The sequence below is a fragment of the Teichococcus deserti genome (genome assembly GCF_001982615.1).
GTDB lineage: Bacteria > Pseudomonadota > Alphaproteobacteria > Acetobacterales > Acetobacteraceae > Pseudoroseomonas > Pseudoroseomonas deserti.
Genome location: NZ_MLCO01000084.1, coordinates 13,628 through 34,418 on the forward strand (window position 1 = coordinate 13,628; position 20,791 = coordinate 34,418).

15 protein-coding genes are annotated in these 20,791 nt (G+C 70.4%); 11 read left to right on the forward strand and 4 right to left on the reverse strand.

All coding sequences use genetic code 11. The features are described from left to right. Positions 1-2: 2 nt before the first annotated feature. The 3 genes from araD to BKE38_RS10510 all read right to left on the reverse strand — a co-directional run bounded on the left by araD (position 3) and on the right by BKE38_RS10510 (position 4,449). Positions 3-1,751 (reverse strand): L-arabinonate dehydratase, encoded by a 1,749-nt coding sequence (araD, locus tag BKE38_RS10500; protein WP_076957267.1) that lies wholly within the window; start codon positions 1,749-1,751, stop codon positions 3-5. 26 nt (positions 1,752-1,777) lie between these two features. Continuing rightward, the gene (locus tag BKE38_RS10505; RefSeq protein WP_076957268.1) at positions 1,778-3,355 is read right to left on the reverse strand and encodes an aldehyde dehydrogenase (NADP(+)); all 1,578 of its coding nucleotides are present in this window, start codon (positions 3,353-3,355) and stop codon (positions 1,778-1,780) included. Positions 3,356-3,465: 110 nt separating this feature from the next. After that, positions 3,466-4,449 (reverse strand): Bug family tripartite tricarboxylate transporter substrate binding protein, encoded by a 984-nt coding sequence (locus BKE38_RS10510; RefSeq protein WP_076957269.1) that lies wholly within the window; start codon positions 4,447-4,449, stop codon positions 3,466-3,468. Positions 4,450-4,605: 156 nt separating this feature from the next. Here BKE38_RS10510 and BKE38_RS10515 point away from each other — a divergent pair, with 156 nt between their 5' ends. Both BKE38_RS10515 and ggt read left to right on the forward strand, forming a co-directional pair. Then, entirely contained in the window at positions 4,606-5,346 is a 741-nt protein-coding gene (locus tag BKE38_RS10515; protein WP_076957270.1) for a GntR family transcriptional regulator, read from the forward strand. A gap of 303 nt (positions 5,347-5,649) precedes the next feature. Next, a complete protein-coding gene (gene ggt, locus BKE38_RS10520; protein ID WP_076957271.1) occupies positions 5,650-7,257 on the forward strand; it encodes a gamma-glutamyltransferase in 1,608 nt (535 codons plus the stop codon). A gap of 52 nt (positions 7,258-7,309) precedes the next feature. Here the strand turns inward: ggt and BKE38_RS10525 are convergent, their stop codons facing one another. Beyond that, positions 7,310-8,113 carry an IclR family transcriptional regulator gene (locus BKE38_RS10525; protein ID WP_242662311.1) on the reverse strand — a complete coding sequence of 268 codons (804 nt, stop codon included), beginning with the start codon at positions 8,111-8,113 and terminating at the stop codon, positions 7,310-7,312. A gap of 192 nt (positions 8,114-8,305) precedes the next feature. Here BKE38_RS10525 and BKE38_RS10530 point away from each other — a divergent pair, with 192 nt between their 5' ends. The 9 genes from BKE38_RS10530 to BKE38_RS10570 all read left to right on the forward strand — a co-directional run bounded on the left by BKE38_RS10530 (position 8,306) and on the right by BKE38_RS10570 (position 20,618). Further along, the gene (locus BKE38_RS10530; protein ID WP_076957272.1) at positions 8,306-10,378 is read left to right on the forward strand and encodes a hydantoinase/oxoprolinase family protein; all 2,073 of its coding nucleotides are present in this window, start codon (positions 8,306-8,308) and stop codon (positions 10,376-10,378) included. Further along, entirely contained in the window at positions 10,375-12,021 is a 1,647-nt protein-coding gene (locus BKE38_RS10535) for a hydantoinase B/oxoprolinase family protein (protein ID WP_076957273.1), read from the forward strand. The genes BKE38_RS10530 and BKE38_RS10535 overlap by 4 nt, the downstream gene beginning before the upstream one ends. A gap of 134 nt (positions 12,022-12,155) precedes the next feature. Next, positions 12,156-13,679: an ABC transporter substrate-binding protein gene (locus BKE38_RS10540; RefSeq protein ID WP_076957274.1), complete on the forward strand. Its 1,524-nt coding sequence runs from the start codon at positions 12,156-12,158 to the stop codon at positions 13,677-13,679. Positions 13,680-13,685: 6 nt separating this feature from the next. Further along, positions 13,686-14,639: an ABC transporter permease gene (locus BKE38_RS10545; protein ID WP_076957275.1), complete on the forward strand. Its 954-nt coding sequence runs from the start codon at positions 13,686-13,688 to the stop codon at positions 14,637-14,639. Further along, the gene (locus tag BKE38_RS10550) at positions 14,639-16,483 is read left to right on the forward strand and encodes a dipeptide/oligopeptide/nickel ABC transporter permease/ATP-binding protein (RefSeq protein ID WP_076957276.1); all 1,845 of its coding nucleotides are present in this window, start codon (positions 14,639-14,641) and stop codon (positions 16,481-16,483) included. Before BKE38_RS10545 ends, BKE38_RS10550 begins: the two co-directional genes overlap by 1 nt. Continuing rightward, positions 16,480-17,478, forward strand: a complete 999-nt coding sequence (locus BKE38_RS10555) for an ABC transporter ATP-binding protein (protein ID WP_076957277.1) — start codon at positions 16,480-16,482, stop codon at positions 17,476-17,478. Before BKE38_RS10550 ends, BKE38_RS10555 begins: the two co-directional genes overlap by 4 nt. A 19-nt stretch (positions 17,479-17,497) precedes the next feature. After that, complete coding sequence (locus BKE38_RS10560; RefSeq protein ID WP_076957278.1) at positions 17,498-18,193, forward strand: SDR family NAD(P)-dependent oxidoreductase; 696 nt, start codon at positions 17,498-17,500, stop codon at positions 18,191-18,193. A gap of 294 nt (positions 18,194-18,487) precedes the next feature. After that, positions 18,488-19,339 carry an N-formylglutamate amidohydrolase gene (locus tag BKE38_RS10565; RefSeq protein ID WP_076957279.1) on the forward strand — a complete coding sequence of 284 codons (852 nt, stop codon included), beginning with the start codon at positions 18,488-18,490 and terminating at the stop codon, positions 19,337-19,339. A gap of 334 nt (positions 19,340-19,673) precedes the next feature. Next, positions 19,674-20,618, forward strand: a complete 945-nt coding sequence (locus BKE38_RS10570; RefSeq protein WP_076957280.1) for an NAD(P)H-dependent flavin oxidoreductase — start codon at positions 19,674-19,676, stop codon at positions 20,616-20,618. Positions 20,619-20,791: the final 173 nt, after the last annotated feature.

The following is a 20,791-nucleotide window of genomic DNA, read 5'->3' on the forward strand; positions in this document are numbered from 1 at the left end:
GATCAATAGATGACGGGCTCGGACACCGGCGCGCCGAAATCGGTGCGCAGGAAGTCGAAGTCGCAGCCCTCGTCGGCCTGCTGGATGTGCTTGGTGAAGACCCAGCCATAGCCGCGCTCGAAGCGGACCGGCGGCGCCACCCAGGCGGCGCGGCGGGCGGCGAGCTCCTCCTCCGAGACGCGCATGTTGATGGTGCGGGCATCGACATCGACCTCGACGATGTCGCCGGTCTTCAGCAGCGCCAGCGGCCCGCCGATATAGCTCTCGGGCGAGACGTGCAGGACGCAGGCGCCGTAGCTGGTGCCGGACATGCGCGCATCCGACAGGCGCAGCATGTCGCGATGGCCTTCCTTCAGCAGCTTCTTCGGCATCGGCAGCATGCCCCATTCCGGCATGCCCGGCCCGCCCTGCGGCCCGGCATTGCGCAGCACCAGGACATGGTCGGCGGTGACGTCGAGATTCTCGTCCTCCACCGCCTTCTTCATCGAGGGATAGTCGTCGAAGACCAGAGCCGGGCCGGAATGCTTCAGGAACTTCTGGTCCATCGCCGCCGGCTTGATGACGCAGCCGCTCGGCGCCAGGTTGCCGGTCAGCACCGCCAGCGACCCCTCGCCGTAGATCGGCTTGTCCAGCGGCCGGATGACGTCGTCGTTGTAGACCTTGGCGTCCGCGATGTTCTCGCCCAGCGTCTTGCCGGTCACCGTCACGCAGCTCAGGTCCAGATGCTCGCGGATCACGCCCATCAGGCCCTTGATGCCGCCAGCATAGAAAAAATCTTCCATCAGGTAGGTGCTGCCGGAGGGGCGCACATTGCCGATGACGGGAACCTTGCGGCTGTAGCGCTCGAAATCCTTCAACCCGATATCCTGGCCGGCGCGGCGGGCCATGGCGATCAGGTGGATGATCGCATTGGTCGAGCAGCCCATCGCCATGGCGACGGCGATGGCATTCTCGAAGGCGGCATGGCTCTGGATGCGGGCCGGGGTCAGGTCCTCCCAGACCATGTCGACGATGCGGCGGCCGCTCTCGGAGCAGAGGCGGATGTGGTTGGCATCGGCGGCCGGGATCGAGGAGCCGCCGGGCAGCACCATGCCGACCGCCTCGGCGATCGCCGTCATGGTGCTGGCGGTGCCCATGGTCATGCAGGTGCCGTGGCTGCGGGCGATGCCCTTCTCGACGCCCAGCCAGTCCTGCTCGGTGATCTTGCCGGCGCGCAGCTCATCCCAGTACTTCCAGGAATCCGAGCCGGAGCCCAGCACCTTGCCGCCCCAGTTGCCGCGCAGCATCGGGCCGGCGGGGACGAAGATGGCCGGGATGTTCATGCTGGTGGCGCCCAGCAGCAGGCCGGGCGTGGTCTTGTCGCAGCCGCCCATCAGCACGGCGCCGTCGACGGGGTGGGAGCGCAGCAGCTCCTCCGTCTCCATCGCCAGCATGTTGCGGTACATCATGGTCGTCGGCTTGACGTAGCTTTCCGAGACCGAGATCGCCGGCAGTTCGACCGGGAAGCCGCCGGCCATGAGGATGCCGCGCTTCACATCCTCCACCCGCTGCTTGAAGTGGGTGTGGCAGGGGTTCAGGTCGGACCAGGTGTTGATGATGGCGATGACCGGCTTGCCGGTCCATTCCTCGGGCGAGTAGCCCATCTGCATGGCGCGCGAGCGATGGCCGAAGGAGCGCAGGTCGGCCGGGCCGAACCAGCGGGCGGAACGCAGCTCGGCCGCGGTCTTGCGGGGCGGGGGAACGTAGGACATGGGCAGGGTCCTTGGATCTTAAAGGCTCAGTGCCGGCCCAGCGCGCCGTCGAGGCGGCGCCAGAGGCCGAGGGGATTGCCGTCGCGCAGCGCCTCGGGCAGCAGCGCCGCGGGCAGGTCCTGGTAGCAGACCGGGCGCAGGAAACGGCTGATGGCGAGCGTCCCGACCGAGGTGCTGCGGCCATCCGAGGTCGCAGGGTACGGCCCGCCATGCACCATGGCGTGGCAGACCTCGACGCCGGTGGGCCAGCCATTGGCCAGGATGCGGCCGGCGCGGCGCTCCAGCGTCGGCAGCAGGGCGCGGGCGGCCTCGGTGTCGGCCTCCACCAGATGCAGGGTGGCGGTCAGCTGGCCTTCCAGCTTCTCGGCCAGCGCCTGCATCTCCGCCAGGTCGCGGCAATGCAGGATCAGGCTGCTGGAGCCGAAGACCTCTTCCTGCAGATGCGGGTCGGCCAGGAAATCGGCGGCGCTGGCGCTGAACAGCGCGGCGCTGCCGGTGCAGGCCTTCGCCGCCTGGCCCTCGGCCAGCTTGGTCACCCGGCTGCTGCCGGCGAGCTGGGCGGTGCCGCGCTCATAGGCCTGCAGGATGCCCGGCGTCAGCATGACCTGCGGCGCCGCGGCGGCGACCGCCTCGGAGGCGGCGGCGATGAAGCGGTCCAGCGCCGGGCCCTCGACCGCCAGCACCAGGCCGGGATTGGTGCAGAACTGCCCCGCCCCCATGGTCAGCGAACCGACGAAGGCCTTGCCGAGCGCCTCGGCCTTCTCTTCCAGGGCGGCCGGCAGCAGGAAGACCGGATTGATGCTGGACATCTCGGCATAGACGGGGATCGGCTCGGCGCGCTCGGCGGCGGTCTTCATCAGCGCGGTGCCGCCGGCGCGCGACCCGGTGAAGCCCACCGCCTTGATGCGCGGATCGGCGACCAGCCCCTGCCCCACCACGGCGCCCGAGCCGAAGAGCAGCGAGAAGACACCTTCCGGCAGGCCGCATGTGGCGACGGCGGACTGCAGCGCGCGGCCGACCAGCTCCGAGGTGCCGGGATGCGCCGAATGCGCCTTGACGATCACCGGGCAGCCGGCGGCCAGGGCGGCGGCCGTGTCGCCACCTGCCACGGAGAAAGCCAGCGGGAAGTTGGACGCCCCGAAGACCGCGACCGGACCCAGCGGGATCTGCCGCAGCCGCAGGTCGGCGCGCGGCAGCGGCTGGCGCTGCGGCAGGGCCGGGTCGATGCGGGCCTCGAGGAAGGAGCCCTCGCGCAAAGTCGCGGCGAAGAGGCGCAGCTGGCCGACGGTGCGGCCCCGCTCGCCCTCGATGCGGCCGCGCGGCAGGCCGCTCTCGGCGCAGGCGCGCTCGACCAGCTCGTCGCCGATGGCGAGGATCGCCTCGGCGCAGGCCTCGAGGAAGGCCGCGCGGGTCTCGAGGCTGGTCTCGCGATAGGTGTCGAAGGCGGCCCAGGCGAGCGCGCAGGCGCGCTCGACATCGGCCGCCGAGCCGCCGCCGAAGCCGGGCTCCAGCTTCTGGCCGGTCGCCGCCTCGACGGCATGGATGGGGCGGTCGTTCCCGCGGAGCGCCGTGGCGCCGATCAGCATCTCGCCGGTGATGGTCATCTCGTCTCGTCCCTTGCTGGCGGCGCCAGTCTGCCCACTCGTCAGAGGTCGTACAACCTCCCCCCTCGCTCGGCCGCGCCGCCCCAACGAGGGCGGCGCAACCGACAAAACTATTCGATGCGGATCTGGGCCTTGCGGGCGACCTCGCCCCAGCGCTGGGTCTCGGCGGCGACGAAGCTGCGGAAGTCATCCGGGGTGCTGCCGACGGCGGTGATGCCGAGCTCGCTCAGCCGGCTGGCGACCTGCGGGGCCTTCAGCGCCGCCACCGCTTCCTGGTGCAGCCGGGCGATGATCGCCGGCGGCACCGCGGCGGGGGCGAAGAAGCCGTGCCAGGACAGGCTCTCGAAGCCGGGCACGCTGTCGGCGATGGCGGGGATCTCGGGGGCGGCGGCGTTGCGCTCCTTCGAGGTGACGCCGAGGATGCGCAGCTTGCCCTCCTTGTGGAAGGGCAGCACCGAGGAGAGGTTGTCGAAGGCCATCGGCACCTCGCCGGTCAGCAGCGCGGTGGTCACCTGGCCGCTGCCGCGATAGGGGATGTGCTCGATCTGGGTGCCGGTCATCTGGGCGAAGAGCGAGCCGGCCAGGTGCACCGAGGTGCCGACGCCGGAGGTGGCGAAGGAGGTCTCGCCGGGCTTGGCCTTCAGATAGGCGATCAGCTCCGGGATGCTCTTGGCCGGGAAGCTGCTGGTCACGGCCAGGGCATTGGGCTGCGCCGCCAGCTGGGTGATCGGCGCGAAGTCCTTCTGCACGTTGTAGGGCAGCACCGGATAGATCGACGGGTTGATGGCGTGGCTGCTGATGGTGCCCAGGCAGAAGGTGTAGCCGTCCGGCGTCGCGCGGGCGCAGGCCTCGCTGCCGATGTTGCCGCCGGCGCCGGCGCGGTTCTCGACCACCACCGGCTGGCCGAGAGCCTTGCTCATGCCCTGCCCGACCAGGCGGGCGATGGTGTCGGAGGTGCCGGCGGAAAACGGCACGATCAGCCGGATCGGCTGGTTCGGATAGTTGGCCTGGGCGGCCGCGCCCCTGGGCAGCAGGGCAGCGAGGCCGGAGCCGGCGAGCAGCGCCGCGGCGCCACGACGGGAGAGGTGGAGCATGCGATGGCTTCCTCGATGGTGGCCCCTGGGGGGCCCTTGTTTGCCTGGACGTTGACGGCGCAGGGTCCGCCTGGCGACAAAACTGATATATTAGATTTTTCCCGTCAAGCGGCAGCTTTCCGGCGGCGCCGGGCTTTGCTAAGCGGTTGGAAGACAATGCCAGATGCCGAAGCCCCCTCTGTCCTGGAGCGCGACCGCGCCGCCGCCGGCCGGCCGGAGGACGCCCTGCCGAGCTTCGGCCGCCGCCCCTCTGCCGCCGAATTCGCCTACGAGTCCCTGCGCGAGGCGGTGATCTCGCTGGCCCTGCCGCCGGGCGCCGCCCTGTCCCGCGCGGCGCTCGCCGCCCGTTTCGGCGTCAGCCAGACCCCGGTGCGCGAGGCGATCATCCGGCTGCAGGCGGAAGGCCTGGTCGAGGTCGTCCCGCAATCCGCCACCCGCGTCGCCCGCATCGACCTGGCCAGCGCGCGCGAGGCCAGCTTCCTGCGCCTGGCGCTGGAGCTGGAGATCGTCCGCCGCCTGGCCGCCGCCCCGCGTGACGCCAGCTTCGAGGCCGGCCTGCTGGACGAGCTGGCCCGCATGCGCGCCCGCCTGGCCGCCGGCGATGCGCCCGGCTTCAGCGCCGCCGACGAGGCCTTCCACGCGGCGCTCTACGCCGCCGCCCGCGTGCCCCGCCTGCGCGAGCTGGTGCGCAGCCGCAGCGGCCATCTGGACCGCCTGCGCCGCTTGCACCTGCCGAGCCCGGGCAAGGCGGAAGCGGTGATGCGTCAGCACGAGGCGCTGGCCGAGGCGATCCTGGGCGGCGAGCCGGAAGCCGCGGCGGCGCATCTGCAGCAGCACCTGTCGGGCACCTTCGCGGAGGTGGAGCGGATCAGGGGCGCGTTTCCGGAGTTTTTCTAAGACCAGGGGGAAGAATGTATTCTTCCCCCCGGACCCCCCATCATCTTCTTCTATCACCGGCCGTTGCCGGACCTGCGCCTTGCCGGCACCGACATCAGGGCATCACGGCGGGACGCGTCCTATGGAAATGGCGCAACCGTGAGAGTCGCGCCCCGCTGCGGTGCAGCGTCCCGCATCGCCAAGGCCGCGCGGCAGCACTGACAGAAGAAAGATGGGGTCCAGGGGAATTCATTCCCCTGGCCTGCCCTTGCCTTCTCTCTCCTCCTCTTCCTGAATGCGGCGAACGGAAGACAGGAGATCCCGATGAACGGCATGGTGGTCGCAGCGCAGCCGGAGGCGGCGGAAGCGGGGGTCGAAGTGTTGCGGCGGGGCGGCAATGCGGTGGATGCCGCCATCGCTTGCGCTTTCAGCCAGGGCGTGGTCGATCCGCAGATGTGCGGCATCGCCGGCTTCGGCGCCATGCAGATCTGCCTGCCGCAGCAGGGCGTGCACACGGTGCTGGAGTTCTTCGCCCGCGCGCCTTTGGCCGCCACGCCCGACATGTGGGAGAAGAAGTTCATCGGGCAGTCGCGCGACGGCTTCGTCTTCCTGCTGGACGACCAGAGCAACGACTGCGGCTACGGCGCCATCGGCGCGCCAGGCAATGTCGCCGGCTATTGCGAGGCGCTGTCGCGCTTCGGCACGCTGCCGCTGGCCGAGGTGATGCGGCCGGCCATCGACCAGGCGCATCGCGGCGTCATGGTGCGGCCCTACATGCACTACTACTGGGCGATGGACCATGGCGGCGACGGCCAGGTCAATGTCGAGGACAAGCTTCGCTTCAGCGAGACCGGGCGGCAGGTCTATTTCCGCCCCGACGGCACGATGAAGAAGTCGGGCGAGGTCCTGCGCAACCCCGAGATGGCGCGCACGCTGGAGCGGCTGGCCGCGGGCGGCGCCGACAGCTTCTATCGCGGCGAGCTGGCGCTCCAGATGGTGGCCGACCTGGAGCGCGGCGGCAGCCTGCTGCGTGCCGAGGATTTTGCCCAGTACCGCGTGAAGGAGAAGGCGCCGGTCTGGGGCCGCTACCGGGGGCATCGCATCGCCAGCAACCCGCCGCCGGCGGGCGGCGGCTCGCTGCTGGAGCTGCTGCAGATCCTGGAGCATTTCGACCTGGCCGGCCTGCCGCATAACGGGCCCGAGCATCTGCGCATCCTGGCCGAGGCCATGAAGTGGATGACCGTCGACCGCGACGCGCATATGGGCGACCCGGACTTCGTCGACGTGCCGCTGGACCGGCTGCTCTCGGCCGATTACGCGGCGGCGCTGGCCGCGCGCATCCGCTCCGGCGAGAAGGCGCATGTCATGCGCGCGGAGGAGCCGAAGGACCCGCCCGACACCACCGTCGTCTGCGTCATCGACAAGGACGGCAATGCGGTGTCGCTGACGCACACGCTGGGCATTCCCTCGGGCGTCATCACCCCGGGCATGGGCTTCATGTACAATGGCTGCATGAGCGGCTTCGACCCACGGCCGGGGCGTGCCGCCTCGATCGCGCCGGGCAAGAGCCGCGCCAGCGCCATGGCGCCGACCATGCTGTTCGAGGGCGACCGGCCCAGCCTGGTGCTGGGCGCGCCCGGCGGCACCTATATCGTGCCGGCCATCGCCCAGGCGCTGATGAACGTCGTCGATTTCGGCATGAGCATGAGCGACGCCGTGGCGGCGCCGCGCATCGTGGCGCTGAGCGACACCATCGATGTCAGCAACCGCATCCCGCATGGCGTCACCGCGGCGCTGGAGGCGATGGGCTATCCGGTCGCGCGTTCCTACCAGAGCTATGCCTTTGGTGCGGCGCATGGGCTGCTGGTGAAGGACGGCGTCATCACCGGCGGCGCCGACCCGCAGCGCGACGGCATGGCAATGGCGGTCTAGTCTGACCGGATGATTCACGTCTGCGGCGAAGCGCGCCGCAGACGATCACACGCTAGCCGAACTCCATCGCCGCGGCGGCGCGGCGCAGCACCGGGTCGAAGGGGCTGACCTGCGCCGCGATGGCCGCCGCCTCGCGCCGCAGCAGCGCGGCGATGACGGCGCGGCGCTCGGCGGTCAGGCGGTCGGCGGTGGTGCCGACGCTGAGCGCCGCCATCGCCCGCCCCTGCCGGTCCAGCAGCGGAACGCCGAGCCCGGCCATGCCCGGGATCAACCCGGTCGCGCCGCCGGCATGGCCGTCGGCACGGATCTGCAGCAGCTCGGCGCGCAAGGCGGCCTCGTCCTGCCCGGCATATTGCCGCAGCCGCGGCAGGTTGTGGCGGATGATCTCTTCCTGTTCGGCATCAGGAAGAAATGCGAGGATGGCGCTGGCGCCCTGTCCGAGTCCCAGCGGCACCCGCCCGCCGATATCGCCGGTGAAGGAGCGGATCGGCAGCGGCCCGGCGCTGCGGTCGATGCAGACGGCATCGTAGCCGTTGTGCACCAGCAAGAAGAGCGTCTCGCCCAGCGAGGCCGTCAGCCGCAGCAGCACCGGCCGGGCGATCTCACGCAGCCCATGGGGCGTGCCGGCGCGCGCGGCGAGCACGAAAAGGTCGAGCCCCAGCGTGTAGCGCTTGCTGCGCGGGTCGTGGCCGACAACGCCTTCCTCGACCAGGCTGCGCAGCATGCGGTGGACGCTGGGCCGCGGCAGGCCGGCGGCTTCCGACAGCGCGGTGAGGCGCAGCCCGCCCGGGCCGCTCTCGCCGATCAGCCGCAGCAGGCCGAAGGCACGCTGCACGGCACCAGCGGCTTCGCTCACCGCAGCATCCTGCCGCGCATGTTCCACTTTCCGGACCAAACCGGCGGCATCGAAAGCCTCCACTTCCGCTCAGCGAGATTCTGAACGCATAGCTCTCATTCACAGAAAATGTGGCTTGCGGAGCGGCGCGGTGCAACGAAATAGTAAAGGCCATCCATCGCATTCATCCTTTCAAAGGGGAGCGGAGCGGGCATGGCGCGTTGGCGTGTGGGCGTGGATTCCGGGGGTACCTTCACCGATGTCTGCCTCTTCGACGAGGAAGACGGCCGCGTCGAAGTCTGGAAGGTGTCGTCCACCCCGGACGATCCGTCGCGGGGCATCGCCCAGGGCGTCGAGGAAGGCATGCGCCGCGTTGCGCCCGAATCCGGCGACAGGCCTGGCGCGTCCGTCGCCTATTTCGGCCATGGCACCACGGTTGCCACCAACGCGCTGATCCAGCATCGCGGCGTCCGCACCGGCCTTGTCACCACCGACGGTTTTCGCGACCTCTTGGAGATCGGACGCCAGAAACGGCCCGACCTCTACGACATGCAGGCCGACAAGCCGCCGACGCTGGTGCCGCGCGACCTGCGCCAGGAAGTGCCGGAGCGCGTGCGCTACACCGGCGAGATCGACACGCCACTGGACGAGGCGAAGATGCGCGCGGCCGCGCGCGCGCTGAAGGCCGCCGACGTCAAGGCCATCGCCGTCTCCTTCCTCTACGGCTTCATCCGCCCCGAGCATGAGAAGCGCGCGGTGGACATCCTGCGCGAGGAGCACCCCGACGCCTTCATCTGCGCCGGCCACGAGATCGCCCCCGAATTTCGCGAGTACGAGCGCCTGTCGACCGTCGTGCTGAACGCCTATCTCGGCCCCGTCATGCGCCGCTACATCGAGCGCCTGACGCCGCGGCTGCAGGGCCTCGGCATGACGGCGACGCCGCATCTGACGCAGAGCAATGGCGGCGTCATCGGCTTCGCGGCCGCGGCCGACATGCCGGTGCGCACCGTGCTGTCCGGCCCCTCCACCGGCGTCGTCGGCGCCCAGGCGATCGGCACCCTCGCCGGCTTCGATGAGCTGATCACCTTCGACATGGGCGGCACCTCCACCGATGTTGCGCTGCTGCAAGGCGGCCAGTGCAAGATGACCTCGGAAGCCGTGGTGCACGGCTATCCGATCAAGGCGCCGATGCTCGACATCCACACCGTCGGCGCCGGCGGCGGCTCGATCGCCTATGTCGATGCCGGCGGGCTGCTGAAGGTCGGCCCGCGCAGCTGCGGCGCCGATCCCGGCCCGGTCTGCTACGCCCGCGGCAACGAGGAGCCCGCCACCACTGACGCCAATGTCGTGCTGCAGACGCTGAACCCGGACTATCTTCTGGGCGGCCGCATGGCCGTGCGCCAGGACCTGGCGCGCGAGGCCATTGGCAGGCTGGCCGAAACACTCGGCCTCGGCGTGATGGAGACGGCGCAGGGAATCCTGTCGGTCGTGACGGCCAATATGGCCCGCGCCATCCGCGTCATCTCCATCCAGCGCGGCCATGATCCGCGCGACTACACGCTGATGGCCTTCGGTGGCGCCGGCCCGCTGCATGCCGCGCGCCTGGCCAAGGAGCTGGAGATGAAGCGCGTGCTGGTGCCGCGCAATCCCGGCATCCTCTGCGCCATGGGCCTGCTGCTGACCGACCTGCGCGCCGACTTTGCTGCAACGAAGCTGCTGCCGGCGACGGAAGACTCGGTCACCGAGGTCGCAGACTCCTTCGCCAGCCTCACCGCCCGCGCTGAGGACTGGTTCGCCCAGGAGCATATCGAGGCCGCGGCGCGTCGCCTGACCCGCACCGCCGACATGCGCTATGCCGGGCAGAATTACGAGCTCGCCGTGCCGCTGCCCGATGGCCCAGTGACCGCGGCGACGATGCATGCGCTGACATCAGGCTTCGCCGATCTGCACCGCCAGCGCTACGGCTTCGTCGCCGACGGCGAGCCCGTGCAGCTGGTCACCCTGCGCCTCGAGGCCACCGGCCTGGTGCGCAAGGCGGAGCTGAAATCCTATCCCGATGCCGGCCCCGACGCGAACGGCGCCGTCATCGGCCAGCGCCAGGTCTGGTTCCCGGAGGCCGGCGACTTCGTGGCCACCCCCATCTACAGCCGCGACGCGCTGCTGCCCGGCAACCGCTTCGCCGGCCCCGCCATCGTCGAGCAGATGGACACCACCACCGTGGTGCCGCCCGGCATGAAGGCGCGCGTCGACGCCTATCTCAACCTGATCCTGGAGGTGACGGCATGAGCTCCGCCCTGCAGCCCTCGAGCGCGCCGGTGCTGGACCCGATCACCGTCGAGGTGATCGGTGCCGCCCTCTCCTCCATCGTCGAGGAAACCGGCGAAGCGCTGATCCGCGCCTCCTACTCGACCAACATCAAGGAGCGGCGCGACTGCTCCACCGCGCTGTTCAACGCTGCCGGCCACACCCTCTGCCAGGCCGAGCACATCCCGATCCATCTCGGCAGCTTCATCGGCATCGTGCCGCATATCATGAAGCTGCACGATTTGGCCGAGATGAAGCCCGGCGACGTCTTTGTCGGCAATGACGCCTATGAAGGCGGCGGCACGCATCTGCCCGACATCGTCCTGGCCGAGCCGATCTTCGTCGACGGCGCCATTGCCGCCTGGACGGTGAACCTGGCGCATCACTCCGACTTCGCCGACCGCGGCCATGCGCATATCTACCAGGAAGGCCTGCGCATCCCGCCCGTGCGCCTCTACCGCGCAGGCCAGCTGCAGAAAGACGTGCAGGAGCTGATCCTGCTGAACTGCCAGGTCCCGCGCGAGCGCCTCTCCGACCTGCGCGCCCAGATGGCCGCCAACCGCGTCGGCGTGCAGCGCTTCCAGGCGCTCTGCGCGAAATACGGCACCACCACGGTGCTGGCCGCCGGCGAGGCGCTGCTCGACTATGCCGAACGCAAGATGCGCGCCGGCATCGCCGCCATGCCCGACGGCACCTGGCGCTTCGAGGATGTCTTCGACAACCCCGAGATCACCACCAACCTGCCGCTCGCCGTCGACGTCACCATCGCCCGCGACAGCATGACGCTGCATTTCGAATCGCCCGATCAGCTGCGCGCCGGCCTGAACATGACCTACACCGCGCTGCTGGCCACCGCCTACTACGTGGTGAAATCGGTGGTCGACCCGACCATCCTGCCCAATGCCGGCCTGGCGCGCCCGATAACCGTCACCGCACGCAGCGGCAGCGTGCTGAACTGCGCCCACCCTGCCGCCGTCAACGGCCGCGTGCAAACCTGCCAGCGCGTCTCGGACCTGATCCTCGGCGCCCTCGCGCAAGCCGTTCCCGACCGCGTCACCGCCTGCTCCAACTCGACCTGCACGGTCGCGACCTTCATCGGCCAGCGCAAGGACAACGGCGCCATCTGGGTCTATCTCGAGACCATGGGCGGCGGTGGCGGCGCCCGCGCCTCCAAGGACGGCCTCGACGGCGTGCATGTCCACGTCACCAACACCTCCAACCTCCCCGTCGAGGCGCTGGAGCTCGAATACCCCTTGACCCTGCTGCGCTACGAGCTGGTCGCCGAATCCGGCGGTGTCGGCGAGTTTCGCGGCGGCATGGGCCTGCGCCGCGTCTATCGCGCCGACGAGGACTGCCGCGTGCGCGTCGACGTCTCCCGCCTGCGCTCGCAAAGCTGGGGCCTGCTCGGCGGCGGCCCGGGCGGCAATGGCCACGTCGAATGCGGCCCCGGCGTCACCTTCGATCGCGACAACGCGGTGCTGAAGGCGGGACAATGGTTTGCCGTCGTCTCGCCCGGCGCCGGTGGCTACGGGCCGCCGGAGAAGCGAGACCCAAAGGCGATCCAGCGGGATCTGGCGGAAGGCGTGATCGGAACCGACACCGCCACCACCATCTACAAGGCATAAGAGAAGGCTGGGGGAAGGAATTCCCCCAGACCCCCATCTTCTTTTTGACTTACAAGCACAAAGAACATCGGGCCACCAAGCAAGGGCTCGCGCGGTTGCAGGGCATCTTCAACGCTGGAGCAGGAGAGTTCGCGATGGCCACCCTCCCCACCACCCGCCGCGCCGTCATGGCTGGTGCCGCGCTGCTGCCCTTCCTGCGCATGCCGCAGGCCCGCGCGAAGACGCCGGGGGTGCTGACCTTCGGCCTCTCCAGCTACCCGCCCACCATCCAGCCCTGGGCCAACAGCGGCACCGCCGCCGCGACCATCAAGCTGATGATCTATCGCGGCCTCACCTCCTATAGCGCGGACGGCAAGCTGCAGCCCGAGCTCGCCGAATCCTGGACCCGCGAGACCGACACCAGCTGGGTCTTCAAGCTGCGCGACGCCAAGTTCCAGAACGGCGAGAAGGTCACTTCCGCCGACATCAAATGGACCTTTGAGCAGATCGCCGGCGAACGCTCCACCGCCTATTTCCGCTCCGAGGTGCAAGGCTTCGAGCGCGTCGAGACGCCCGATGACCTGACGGTGCGCATCGTCACCAAGCAGCCCACCGTGACCCTGCCGGTCTGGATGGCCAGCTACCATCTGCCGATCATCTCGCGCAATTCGCCGCGCGGCCAGTTCGTCGGTGCCGGCCCCTTCGTGCTGAAGGGCCAGGAACGCGGCGTCTCCCTCGACCTCGAACCTTTCGAGGGCTACTACAAGCCCGGCTTGCCCAAGCTGCGCGGCATCCGCGTCGTGGCTTACGCTGACGAGAACCTGCGCACCGCCGCGCTGCAATCCGGCGACGTCGACCTGATCGAATACGTTCCCTGGCAGGCGATGGACGCCATCGCCGCCAATCCGGGCCTGTCGCTCGACGCGGTCGACGGCGCCTTCATGTTCCTCGTCTTCAACGGCAGCAAGCCGCCCTTCAACGACGCCCGCGTTCGCAAGGCCGTCGCTCACGCCATCAACCGCGACGACCTGGTCAAGGCCGCCTTCTTCGGCCGCGGCTCCGGCCTCGCGCATCTGCCCATCCCGGAATCCAGCGCCTTCTACAACGCCGACTTCAAGGACGGCTGGAAATACGACCCGGCGCTGTCGAAGAAGCTGCTGGCCGATGCCGGCCATGGCGGCGGCATCAACTGCTCGTTGCTCTCCACCGCGCAATACGGCATGCACAAGGACACCGCCGAGGTCGTGCAGCAGCACCTCGCCGCCGTCGGCATCAACGTCACGCTGAACCTGCCGGACTGGGCGACCCGCGTCGCCGTCGGCAACCGCGGGCAATACGACATGGCGGTGATGGGCACCGCCGCCGACAGCAACGATCCCGACGGCCTCGCCAGCTTCATCGACGGTGCCCTCTCGCCCTCCTATGTCCGCAGCTTCGGCTTGAAGACCGAGCGCATCACGCAGCTCCTCGCCGCCGGCCGCGCTGAATTCGACGAGACGAAGCGCCGCGCCATCTACCGCGAGATGGAGCAGGTCGCGATCGAGGAAGCGCCGATGGTCGGCCTCACCTGGCGCAGCCAGGGCTATGCCATGCGTAAGGCGGTCACCGGCTTCCGCAACCTGCCGGGCGCGCTGACCTTCTATTCCGGCCTGACCTTCGAGACCGCCGCGGTCGGGTGACGGCGCATGCTGGCCTTCGCCGCCCGCCGCCTCGCCGTCTCGCTCGCCCTGGTCTGGGTGGTGGCGACGCTGGTCTTCCTGGTCATCCACATGATCCCAGGCGACCCGGCCGAGCTGCTGCTCGCCCAGGGCGGCGTCGCGCCCGATCCCGCCCTGGTCGCCGATCTGCGCGAGCGCCTTGGCCTCGACCAACCGCTCTGGACGCAATACGCGACCTATATGGGCGGGCTGCTGCAAGGCGATTTCGGCCTGTCGCTGCAGGACGAGCACGCCGTCGCCGACGAGATCGCGCTGCGCCTGCCCCGCACCCTGGAGCTCGTCGCCACGGCCGGCCTGCTGTCCGTGCTCATCGGCCTGCCGGCGGGCGTGCTCGCGGGCTTGCGCGCCGGCCAGCTGACCGACCGCATCCTCTCCGGCATCGCAGCACTCGCCTTGTCGATCCCGGTCTTCGTCATCGGCACCCTCGCCGTGCTGCTGCTGGCGCAGAAACTGCGGCTGGTCTCGGCCGGCGGCTACGTTCCCTTCGCCACCGATCCGCTGCGCCACATCGGCTTGTTGCTGATGCCGGCAGGCACCATCGCCTTTGGCTTGGCCGCCGTCGTGCTGCGCGTCACCCGCGGCGCCGTGCTGGAAGTGCTGGAGCGCGAGCATGTCCGCGCCGCCCGCGCCCGCGGCCTGCCCGCCGGCGCCATCATCCGCCGTCACGTGCTGCGCAATTCGCTGACCCCCGTCGTCACCGTGGTCGCGCTGCATCTGGGCGCGCTGCTCGGCGGCACGGTGCTGGTGGAGTTCGTCTTCAACTGGCCCGGCCTCTCCGGCTATCTCGTCCGCTCGGTCGAGGCGCGCGACTATCCCGAGGTGATGGGCATCGTCCTCGTCGTCTCCGCGATCTTCGTGCTGCTGAACTTCCTGGTCGATATGCTCTACGCCGTCATCGACCCACGCGTGAGGCAGGGCTGATGCGCCGCTCGCTCCGCCGCCTGGTGCTGCCCGCTGGCCTGCTGGGCCTCATCCTGCTGCTGGCCCTCGCAGCCCCCCTGCTGCCGCTGGCCGATCCGGTGCGGCAGAACATCGCCGGCCGCCTGGCGCTGCCCTCCGCCAATTTCTGGCTGGGCCAGGACGAATACGGCCGCGACGTGCTGTCGCGCATCCTCTGGGGCGCGCGCGTCTCGCTCAGCGTGGCGCTTGCCGCCACCATCATCGCCGCCGTCATTGGCACGCTGCTCGGCATCCTCGGCGGTTATTTCCGCAAGTTTGTCGAGCTGGTCACGGTCCGCCTGGCCGAGGTCGTGCTCTGCTTCCCGCCGATGCTGCTGGCGCTGCTGGTGGTCACCCTGCTCGGCCCTGGCGCCGGCACGCTGGTCGTCTCGCTCGGCATCCTCTTCGCGCCCGCCTTCGCCTGCCTCGCCTATGCCGAGACCTTGTCGGCCCGCGCGCTGGACTATGTCACGGCGCAGCAGGCGTTGGGCGCAGGTCCCGGCCGCATCCTGCTGCGCACCCTGCTGCCCAACATCGCGCCGCCGCTGATCGTGCAGTTCTCGCTGACCGTCGCCTCCGCCATGGTGCTGGAAAGCGGACTCTCCTTCCTCGGCCTCGGCGTGGTGCCGCCCTCGCCCTCCTGGGGGCTGATGATCCGCGGCGCGCGCGCCACCATGGAACAGGCGCCGCTGCTGCTCTTCTGGCCCTGCCTGGCGCTGGCGGGCACGGTGCTGGTGCTGAACCTGTTCTGCGACCGGCTGCGCGACGCGCTGGACCCGCGCGCGGGCGGCGGCGGCCCGGCCGGCTTCCTGCGCCGCGCCGCCGCTTTGCCCGGCCCCGCCCTCCGCAAGGATGCCACGCCCGGCCTGCTCCGCATCCGCGGGCTGACGCTGGAAATCACCGGCCCGCGCGGCCCCGTCGCCGTGGTGCGCGACGTCGGCTTCAGTGTCGCGCCTGGCAAAACCCTCGCGCTGGTCGGCGAAAGCGGCAGCGGCAAGACGCTGACCGGCCTGGCCGTGATGGGCCTGCTGCCCGGCGCCGTCCGCGTCGCCTCGGGCGAGATCCTCTATACCAGCCGCGACGGCGCGACGCGCGACCTGCTGCGCCTGCCGGAGGCCGAGCTGCGCGCGCTGCGCGGCCGCGACCTCTCCATGGTCTTCCAGGACCCCTCCAGCAGCCTGAACCCCTTGCTGCGCATCGGCAGCCAGGTGGCCGAGGCCCTGCCCCGCGCCCCCGGCCGCATGGCGCGCGTGGTCGAGCTGTTCCGCCAGGTCGGCCTGCCCGACCCCGAGGGCCGCGCCCGCGCCTGGCCACATGCCCTGTCCGGCGGCCAGCGCCAGCGCGTGATGATCGCCGCCGCCATCGCCAACCATCCGCGGCTGCTGCTGGCCGACGAGCCCACCACCGCCCTCGACGTCACCGTGCAGGCGCAGATCCTCGAGCTGCTGGCAGGGTTGAAGCGCAGCGAGCAGGGCATGGGCATGGTCTTCGTCACCCACAACCTGGCCGTCGTCGCGCAGATCGCTGACCGCGTCGCGGTGATGTATGCCGGCGAGGTGGTGGAAGAAGGCCCCGTCGCCGAGGTCTTCACCGCCCCCCGCCACCCCTATACCGCCGCGCTGATCGCCGCGACCCCGGAGGGCGAGGCCGAGCGCCTCTCTGCCATACCAGGGGCGGTGCCGCAGGCCTGGGCCATGCCAGCCGGCTGCCGCTTCGCCCCCCGCTGCAGCGAGGCCCGCCCCGCCTGCGCCCAGACCGCGCCGCCGCTGCAGTCGATCGGCCCTGGCCGCGCCACGCGCTGCCTGCGCTGGAAGGAGCTGGCATGAACGCGCTCTCGCCCCCGGGGATCTCCGCGGCGCCGCTGCTGCGCGGCGAGAACCTGTCGCGCAGCTTCGGCGGCGGCGGCTGGTTCGGCCGCGGCCGCCCGATCCTGGCGGTGCGCGGCGTCGACCTGCATCTGGCGCGCGGCGAGGCGCTGGGCGTCGTCGGCGAATCCGGCTGCGGCAAGTCGACGCTCGGCCGCCTGCTGCTGAACCTGCTGCCGCCGACCAGCGGCAAGGTCGTCTTCGAGGGCGAGGCGCTCGACGCGCTGCCGGCTGGCAAGCTGCGCGCGCTGCGCCGGCGCATGCAGATGGTCTTCCAGGACCCCTATGGCAGCCTCGATCCGCGGCGCAGCGTCGGCGCGCAGATTGCCGACGGGCTGCTGATCCACCGCATGGCCGATGCCACCGGCGCCGCCGCGCGCGTCGCCGAGCTGCTGCGCCAGACCGGGCTGGAACCCGCGCATGCGATGCGCCTGCCGCATGAATTCTCCGGCGGCCAGCGGCAGCGCATCGCCATCGCCCGCGCGCTGGCGACGCGCCCCGACTTCATCGTCGCCGACGAGCCGGTCTCGGCGCTCGACGTCTCGATCCAGGCGCAGATCGTCAATCTGCTGGCCGATCTGCGCAGCGAGCTCGGCCTGGCGCTGCTCTTCATCAGCCACGACCTGCATGTGGTGCGGCATCTCTGCGACCGCGTCATGGTCATGTATCTCGGCCGCGTCGTCGAGCAGGGCAGCGCCGCCGCGATCTTCGCAGCACCCGCGCATCCCTATACCCGCGCGCTGCTGGAAGCCACGCCCTCGATGCGCCATCCGGTCACCGCGGCACCCTTGCCGGGCGAGGTGCCCAGCGTCGCCAATCCGCCCTCCGGCTGCCCTTTCCGCACGCGCTGTCCCGCGGCAGAATCCCGCTGCGCCGAAGCCATGCCGCCGCTGGAGGCGCATCCCGCCGACGCGTCGCGCCAGCTTGCCTGCTGGCGCGCCGCCGAGCTCGCCTGACCCAAGGATCCCTGGTCCCATGCTGAACCCCGAAGGCCGCGTCGTCATGCTCTCCGGCGCCAGCCGCGGCATCGGCCGCGCCGTGCTGGAGCGCCTGCTGGCCGCCGGCTGCACCATCAGTGCCGGCGTGCGCGACCCTGCCCGCCTGCCGCAGCACCCCAACCTGACCCATACCCGCTACGACGCGGAAAAGACCGGCAGTGCCGAGGCCTGGGTCGAGGCCACGATGCAGAAGCACGGCCGCATCGACGCGCTGGTCAATGCCGCCGGCATCAATCCGCGCGGCACGCTGCTCGATGCGGACGAGACCGTCTTCGACACCAGCTGGACGGTCAATGCCAAGGGGCCGATGCGCGCCATCCGCGCCGCCTGGCCGCATCTGGTCGCCTCCGGCACCGGGCGCGTGGTCAACATCGCCTCGCTCTCCGGCAAGCGCGTCAAGAACGACAACCTTGCCTACGCCATGAGCAAGTTCGCTGTCATGGCTTTGACGCAGGAGGTGCGCCGCGCCGGCTGGGACAGCGGCATCCGCGCCACCGCCCTCTGCCCCGGCTTCGTCGACACCGACATGACCGCGCATGTCACCAAGACGCCGCGCAGCGCCATGTCGCGCCCCGACGACGTCGCTGCTTTGGTCGAGACCGTGCTGCACCTGTCCAACAACGCCACCGTCGCCGAGCTGCTGGTCAGCTGCCGGCACGAGGAGCTGGTGTGAGGCTGCACCCGTCGGCGGCCAGGTCCGTCTGCGGCGGATCCCGCGCGGCGCCGTCGTCGTGGGTGGCGGCCCTGGCGGGAGCGGCGCCAATCCGGAAGACGGCCGCCCCCTGGTGCCTGCGCTGGCCGGCTTGCAGCTGATCCGCGGCTGGAGCGGCAGCGACGGCCCAATGCCCGACCGCCTCCCGCGGATCGGGCCGGGCCGTTCCCGGCCTGTTCCACGCCCTCGTATTCTCTGGCGTATTCTCTGGCTGTGGCCTGCCCCGCCGACACTGTCCTGATGGAGCCTGCGACCATGCTGACCGAGCTTCGCCCCGGCGTCTTCGCCCGCCGCGACCCCGAGGGCGCCGCCGCCCCCGTCATCTTCGACATCCCGCGCAGCGGGGCCGAATATCCGCGCGACTTCCGCAGCATCGCGGCGCTGACCGACCTGCAGCGCTCGATCTCGATGTATGTCGAGGAATGCTATGCCGACGTCACCAGGGCCGGCGCCACCTGGCTCTACGCCTGCTTCCCCAATGCCTATATCGACCCCAACCGCCATGCGCTGGACATCGACCCGGCGGCGCTGGACGGCGAATGGCCGGAGGCGCTGAAGCCCTCGCCCAAGACCAGCGCCGGCATCGGGCTGATCCCCATGGTCTGCGCGGGGACCAGGCCGCTCTATGACGGCAAGCTCAGCATCGCCGATGTGCGCAACCGGCTCGACAACTACTACCTGCCATACCACGGCGAACTCGCCCGGCTGCTGCAGGCGGCGCGCCAGAAGTCTGGCGTGGCCTATCACCTGTCCTGCCACTCCATGCCGGCCGTCGCCGCCAGTGGGCCGGATGCCGGGCAGCGGCGCTCGGATTTCGACCTCGGCGACCGCAACGGCACCACCTGCGCGCCCGAGCTCGTCGAGGTGGTGGAAAAGACGCTCGCCGGCTTCGGCTATAAGGTCACCCGCAACGCGCATTTCATCGGCGCCGAATGCGTCCGCCAGCACGGCAACCCGGCGGGCGGCATCCACAGCCTGCAGATCGAGATGAATCGTGGCCTCTACATGGACGAGGCGGCGCGGACCCGCCGGCCGGAACTTGGCCAGGTGCGCGACCATCTGACCGCCGTGGCCACGGCCGTCGCCGCGCTCGCCGGCCGGGCCTGAAACACGTCTGCCTGGACGGTCCTGCCTTGACGGTCCCTGGGGAGTCCTGCCTGGGGTCCAGGCTGATCCAGCAGGTCACCCCCGCCACACCCTCGTGGAAGGGCAGGTAGATGTCCCTCGGCATCGCTGCGGGCCGAGCCCGGGCAAGACGGCGGGGCCGATGCCTCGTTCAGGGCGCGGCCAGGACCGGCACGGCCGATAGGGCGAGCGCGGCAGCCGCCTGGGAACCGCACCGGGAGACGGGTCGGTCAGCCCCCGCCTGGCCGGCCCCGCTTGGCAAGGGTGGCGCCACGGTGGCAGGCTGGCCTTCCCTAGCGAGAAGGCTGCCCCTGCCATGCCCTTGCCCGTCGCGCTGCAGAACCGCCTGGCCATCCCCGCCGTGGCCGCGCCGATGTTCCTGGTCTCCGGCCCCGACCTGGTGGTGGAGACCTGCAAGGCCGGCCTGCTGGGCACCTTCCCGACGCTGAACCAGCGGACCACGGACGCCTATGTCGACTGGCTGCAGGAGATCGCCTCCCGGCTGGCGGCGGCGCCGGCCGCCGCGCCCTTCGGCGTCAACCTGATCGTCCACCGCAGCAACAAGCGGCTGGAGGCCGATCTGAAGGCGACGGTCGACAACCGCGTCCCGCTGGTCATCACCTCGCTCGGCGCGGTGAAGGAGGTGGTGGAGGCGGTGCATGGCTATGGCGGGCTGGTGTTCCACGACGTCATCAACCTGCGCCATGCCGCCAAGGCGGCTGAGGCCGGCGTCGACGGGCTGATCGCCGTCTGCAACGGCGCCGGCGGCCATGCCGGCACGCTGAACCCCTTCGCCTTCCTGACCGAGCTGCGGCAGATCTTCGACGGCACGCTGCTGCTGGGCGGCTCGATCGGCCAGGGGCGGCAGGTCGCGGCGGCGCAGCTGATGGGCGCCGACCTGGCCTATATCGGCACCCGCTTCGTCGCCACCGCCGAGAGCATGGCGCCGGCAGAATACAAGCAGATGGTGCTGGAGGCCTCGGCCAAGGACATCGTCTACACGGCGGCGATCAGCGGGGTGAAGGCGAATTTCCTGCGCGCCTCGATCGTTGCCGCCGGGCTGGACCCGGACAAGCTGGACGAGGCCGCCGGCGGCAACCTGTCCGAGCACGAGAAGCGGCCCTGGAAGAACATCTGGTCGGCGGGGCATGGCGTCGGCAGCATCGACGACCTGCCGACGGCGGCGGCGCTCTGCGCCCGGCTGATCGAGGAGTATCGCGCCGTCGCCCCGCGCGCCGTCCTGGCCGACGCGGCGGATTGACTGTCCGGTATCCTTCGGGCCCCGCCGCGATGCCCTGACAGCAGGCCAATGAGGCGCTGGTCTCCCAACGGCCGGTCATCAGAAAAAAGAAGGGGGTGCGGGGGAATTCATTCCCCCGCCCTGCCCTGTTGTCCCCTGCCCTGTTCTCCCCTGCCCTTCACTTCGTCCCGTAA

What these genes read in the sequence shown, in the direction of transcription:
- BKE38_RS10560 (WP_076957278.1), top strand. Translation starts at nt 17,498, where the DNA reads ATGCTGAACCCCGAAGGCCGCGTCGTCATGCTCTCCGGCGCCAGCCGC.
- BKE38_RS10565 (WP_076957279.1), top strand. Translation starts at nt 18,488, where the DNA reads ATGCTGACCGAGCTTCGCCCCGGCGTCTTCGCCCGCCGCGACCCCGAG.
- BKE38_RS10545 (WP_076957275.1), top strand. Translation starts at nt 13,686, where the DNA reads ATGCTGGCCTTCGCCGCCCGCCGCCTCGCCGTCTCGCTCGCCCTGGTC.
- ggt (WP_076957271.1), top strand. Translation starts at nt 5,650, where the DNA reads ATGAACGGCATGGTGGTCGCAGCGCAGCCGGAGGCGGCGGAAGCGGGG.
- BKE38_RS10530 (WP_076957272.1), top strand. Translation starts at nt 8,306, where the DNA reads ATGGCGCGTTGGCGTGTGGGCGTGGATTCCGGGGGTACCTTCACCGAT.
- BKE38_RS10535 (WP_076957273.1), top strand. Translation starts at nt 10,375, where the DNA reads ATGAGCTCCGCCCTGCAGCCCTCGAGCGCGCCGGTGCTGGACCCGATC.
- BKE38_RS10510 (WP_076957269.1), bottom strand. Translation starts at nt 4,449, where the DNA reads ATGCTCCACCTCTCCCGTCGTGGCGCCGCGGCGCTGCTCGCCGGCTCC.
- BKE38_RS10550 (WP_076957276.1), top strand. Translation starts at nt 14,639, where the DNA reads ATGCGCCGCTCGCTCCGCCGCCTGGTGCTGCCCGCTGGCCTGCTGGGC.
- BKE38_RS10540 (WP_076957274.1), top strand. Translation starts at nt 12,156, where the DNA reads ATGGCCACCCTCCCCACCACCCGCCGCGCCGTCATGGCTGGTGCCGCG.
- BKE38_RS10555 (WP_076957277.1), top strand. Translation starts at nt 16,480, where the DNA reads ATGAACGCGCTCTCGCCCCCGGGGATCTCCGCGGCGCCGCTGCTGCGC.
- araD (WP_076957267.1), bottom strand. Translation starts at nt 1,751, where the DNA reads ATGTCCTACGTTCCCCCGCCCCGCAAGACCGCGGCCGAGCTGCGTTCC.
- BKE38_RS10570 (WP_076957280.1), top strand. Translation starts at nt 19,674, where the DNA reads ATGCCCTTGCCCGTCGCGCTGCAGAACCGCCTGGCCATCCCCGCCGTG.
- BKE38_RS10515 (WP_076957270.1), top strand. Translation starts at nt 4,606, where the DNA reads ATGCCAGATGCCGAAGCCCCCTCTGTCCTGGAGCGCGACCGCGCCGCC.
- BKE38_RS10505 (WP_076957268.1), bottom strand. Translation starts at nt 3,355, where the DNA reads ATGACCATCACCGGCGAGATGCTGATCGGCGCCACGGCGCTCCGCGGG.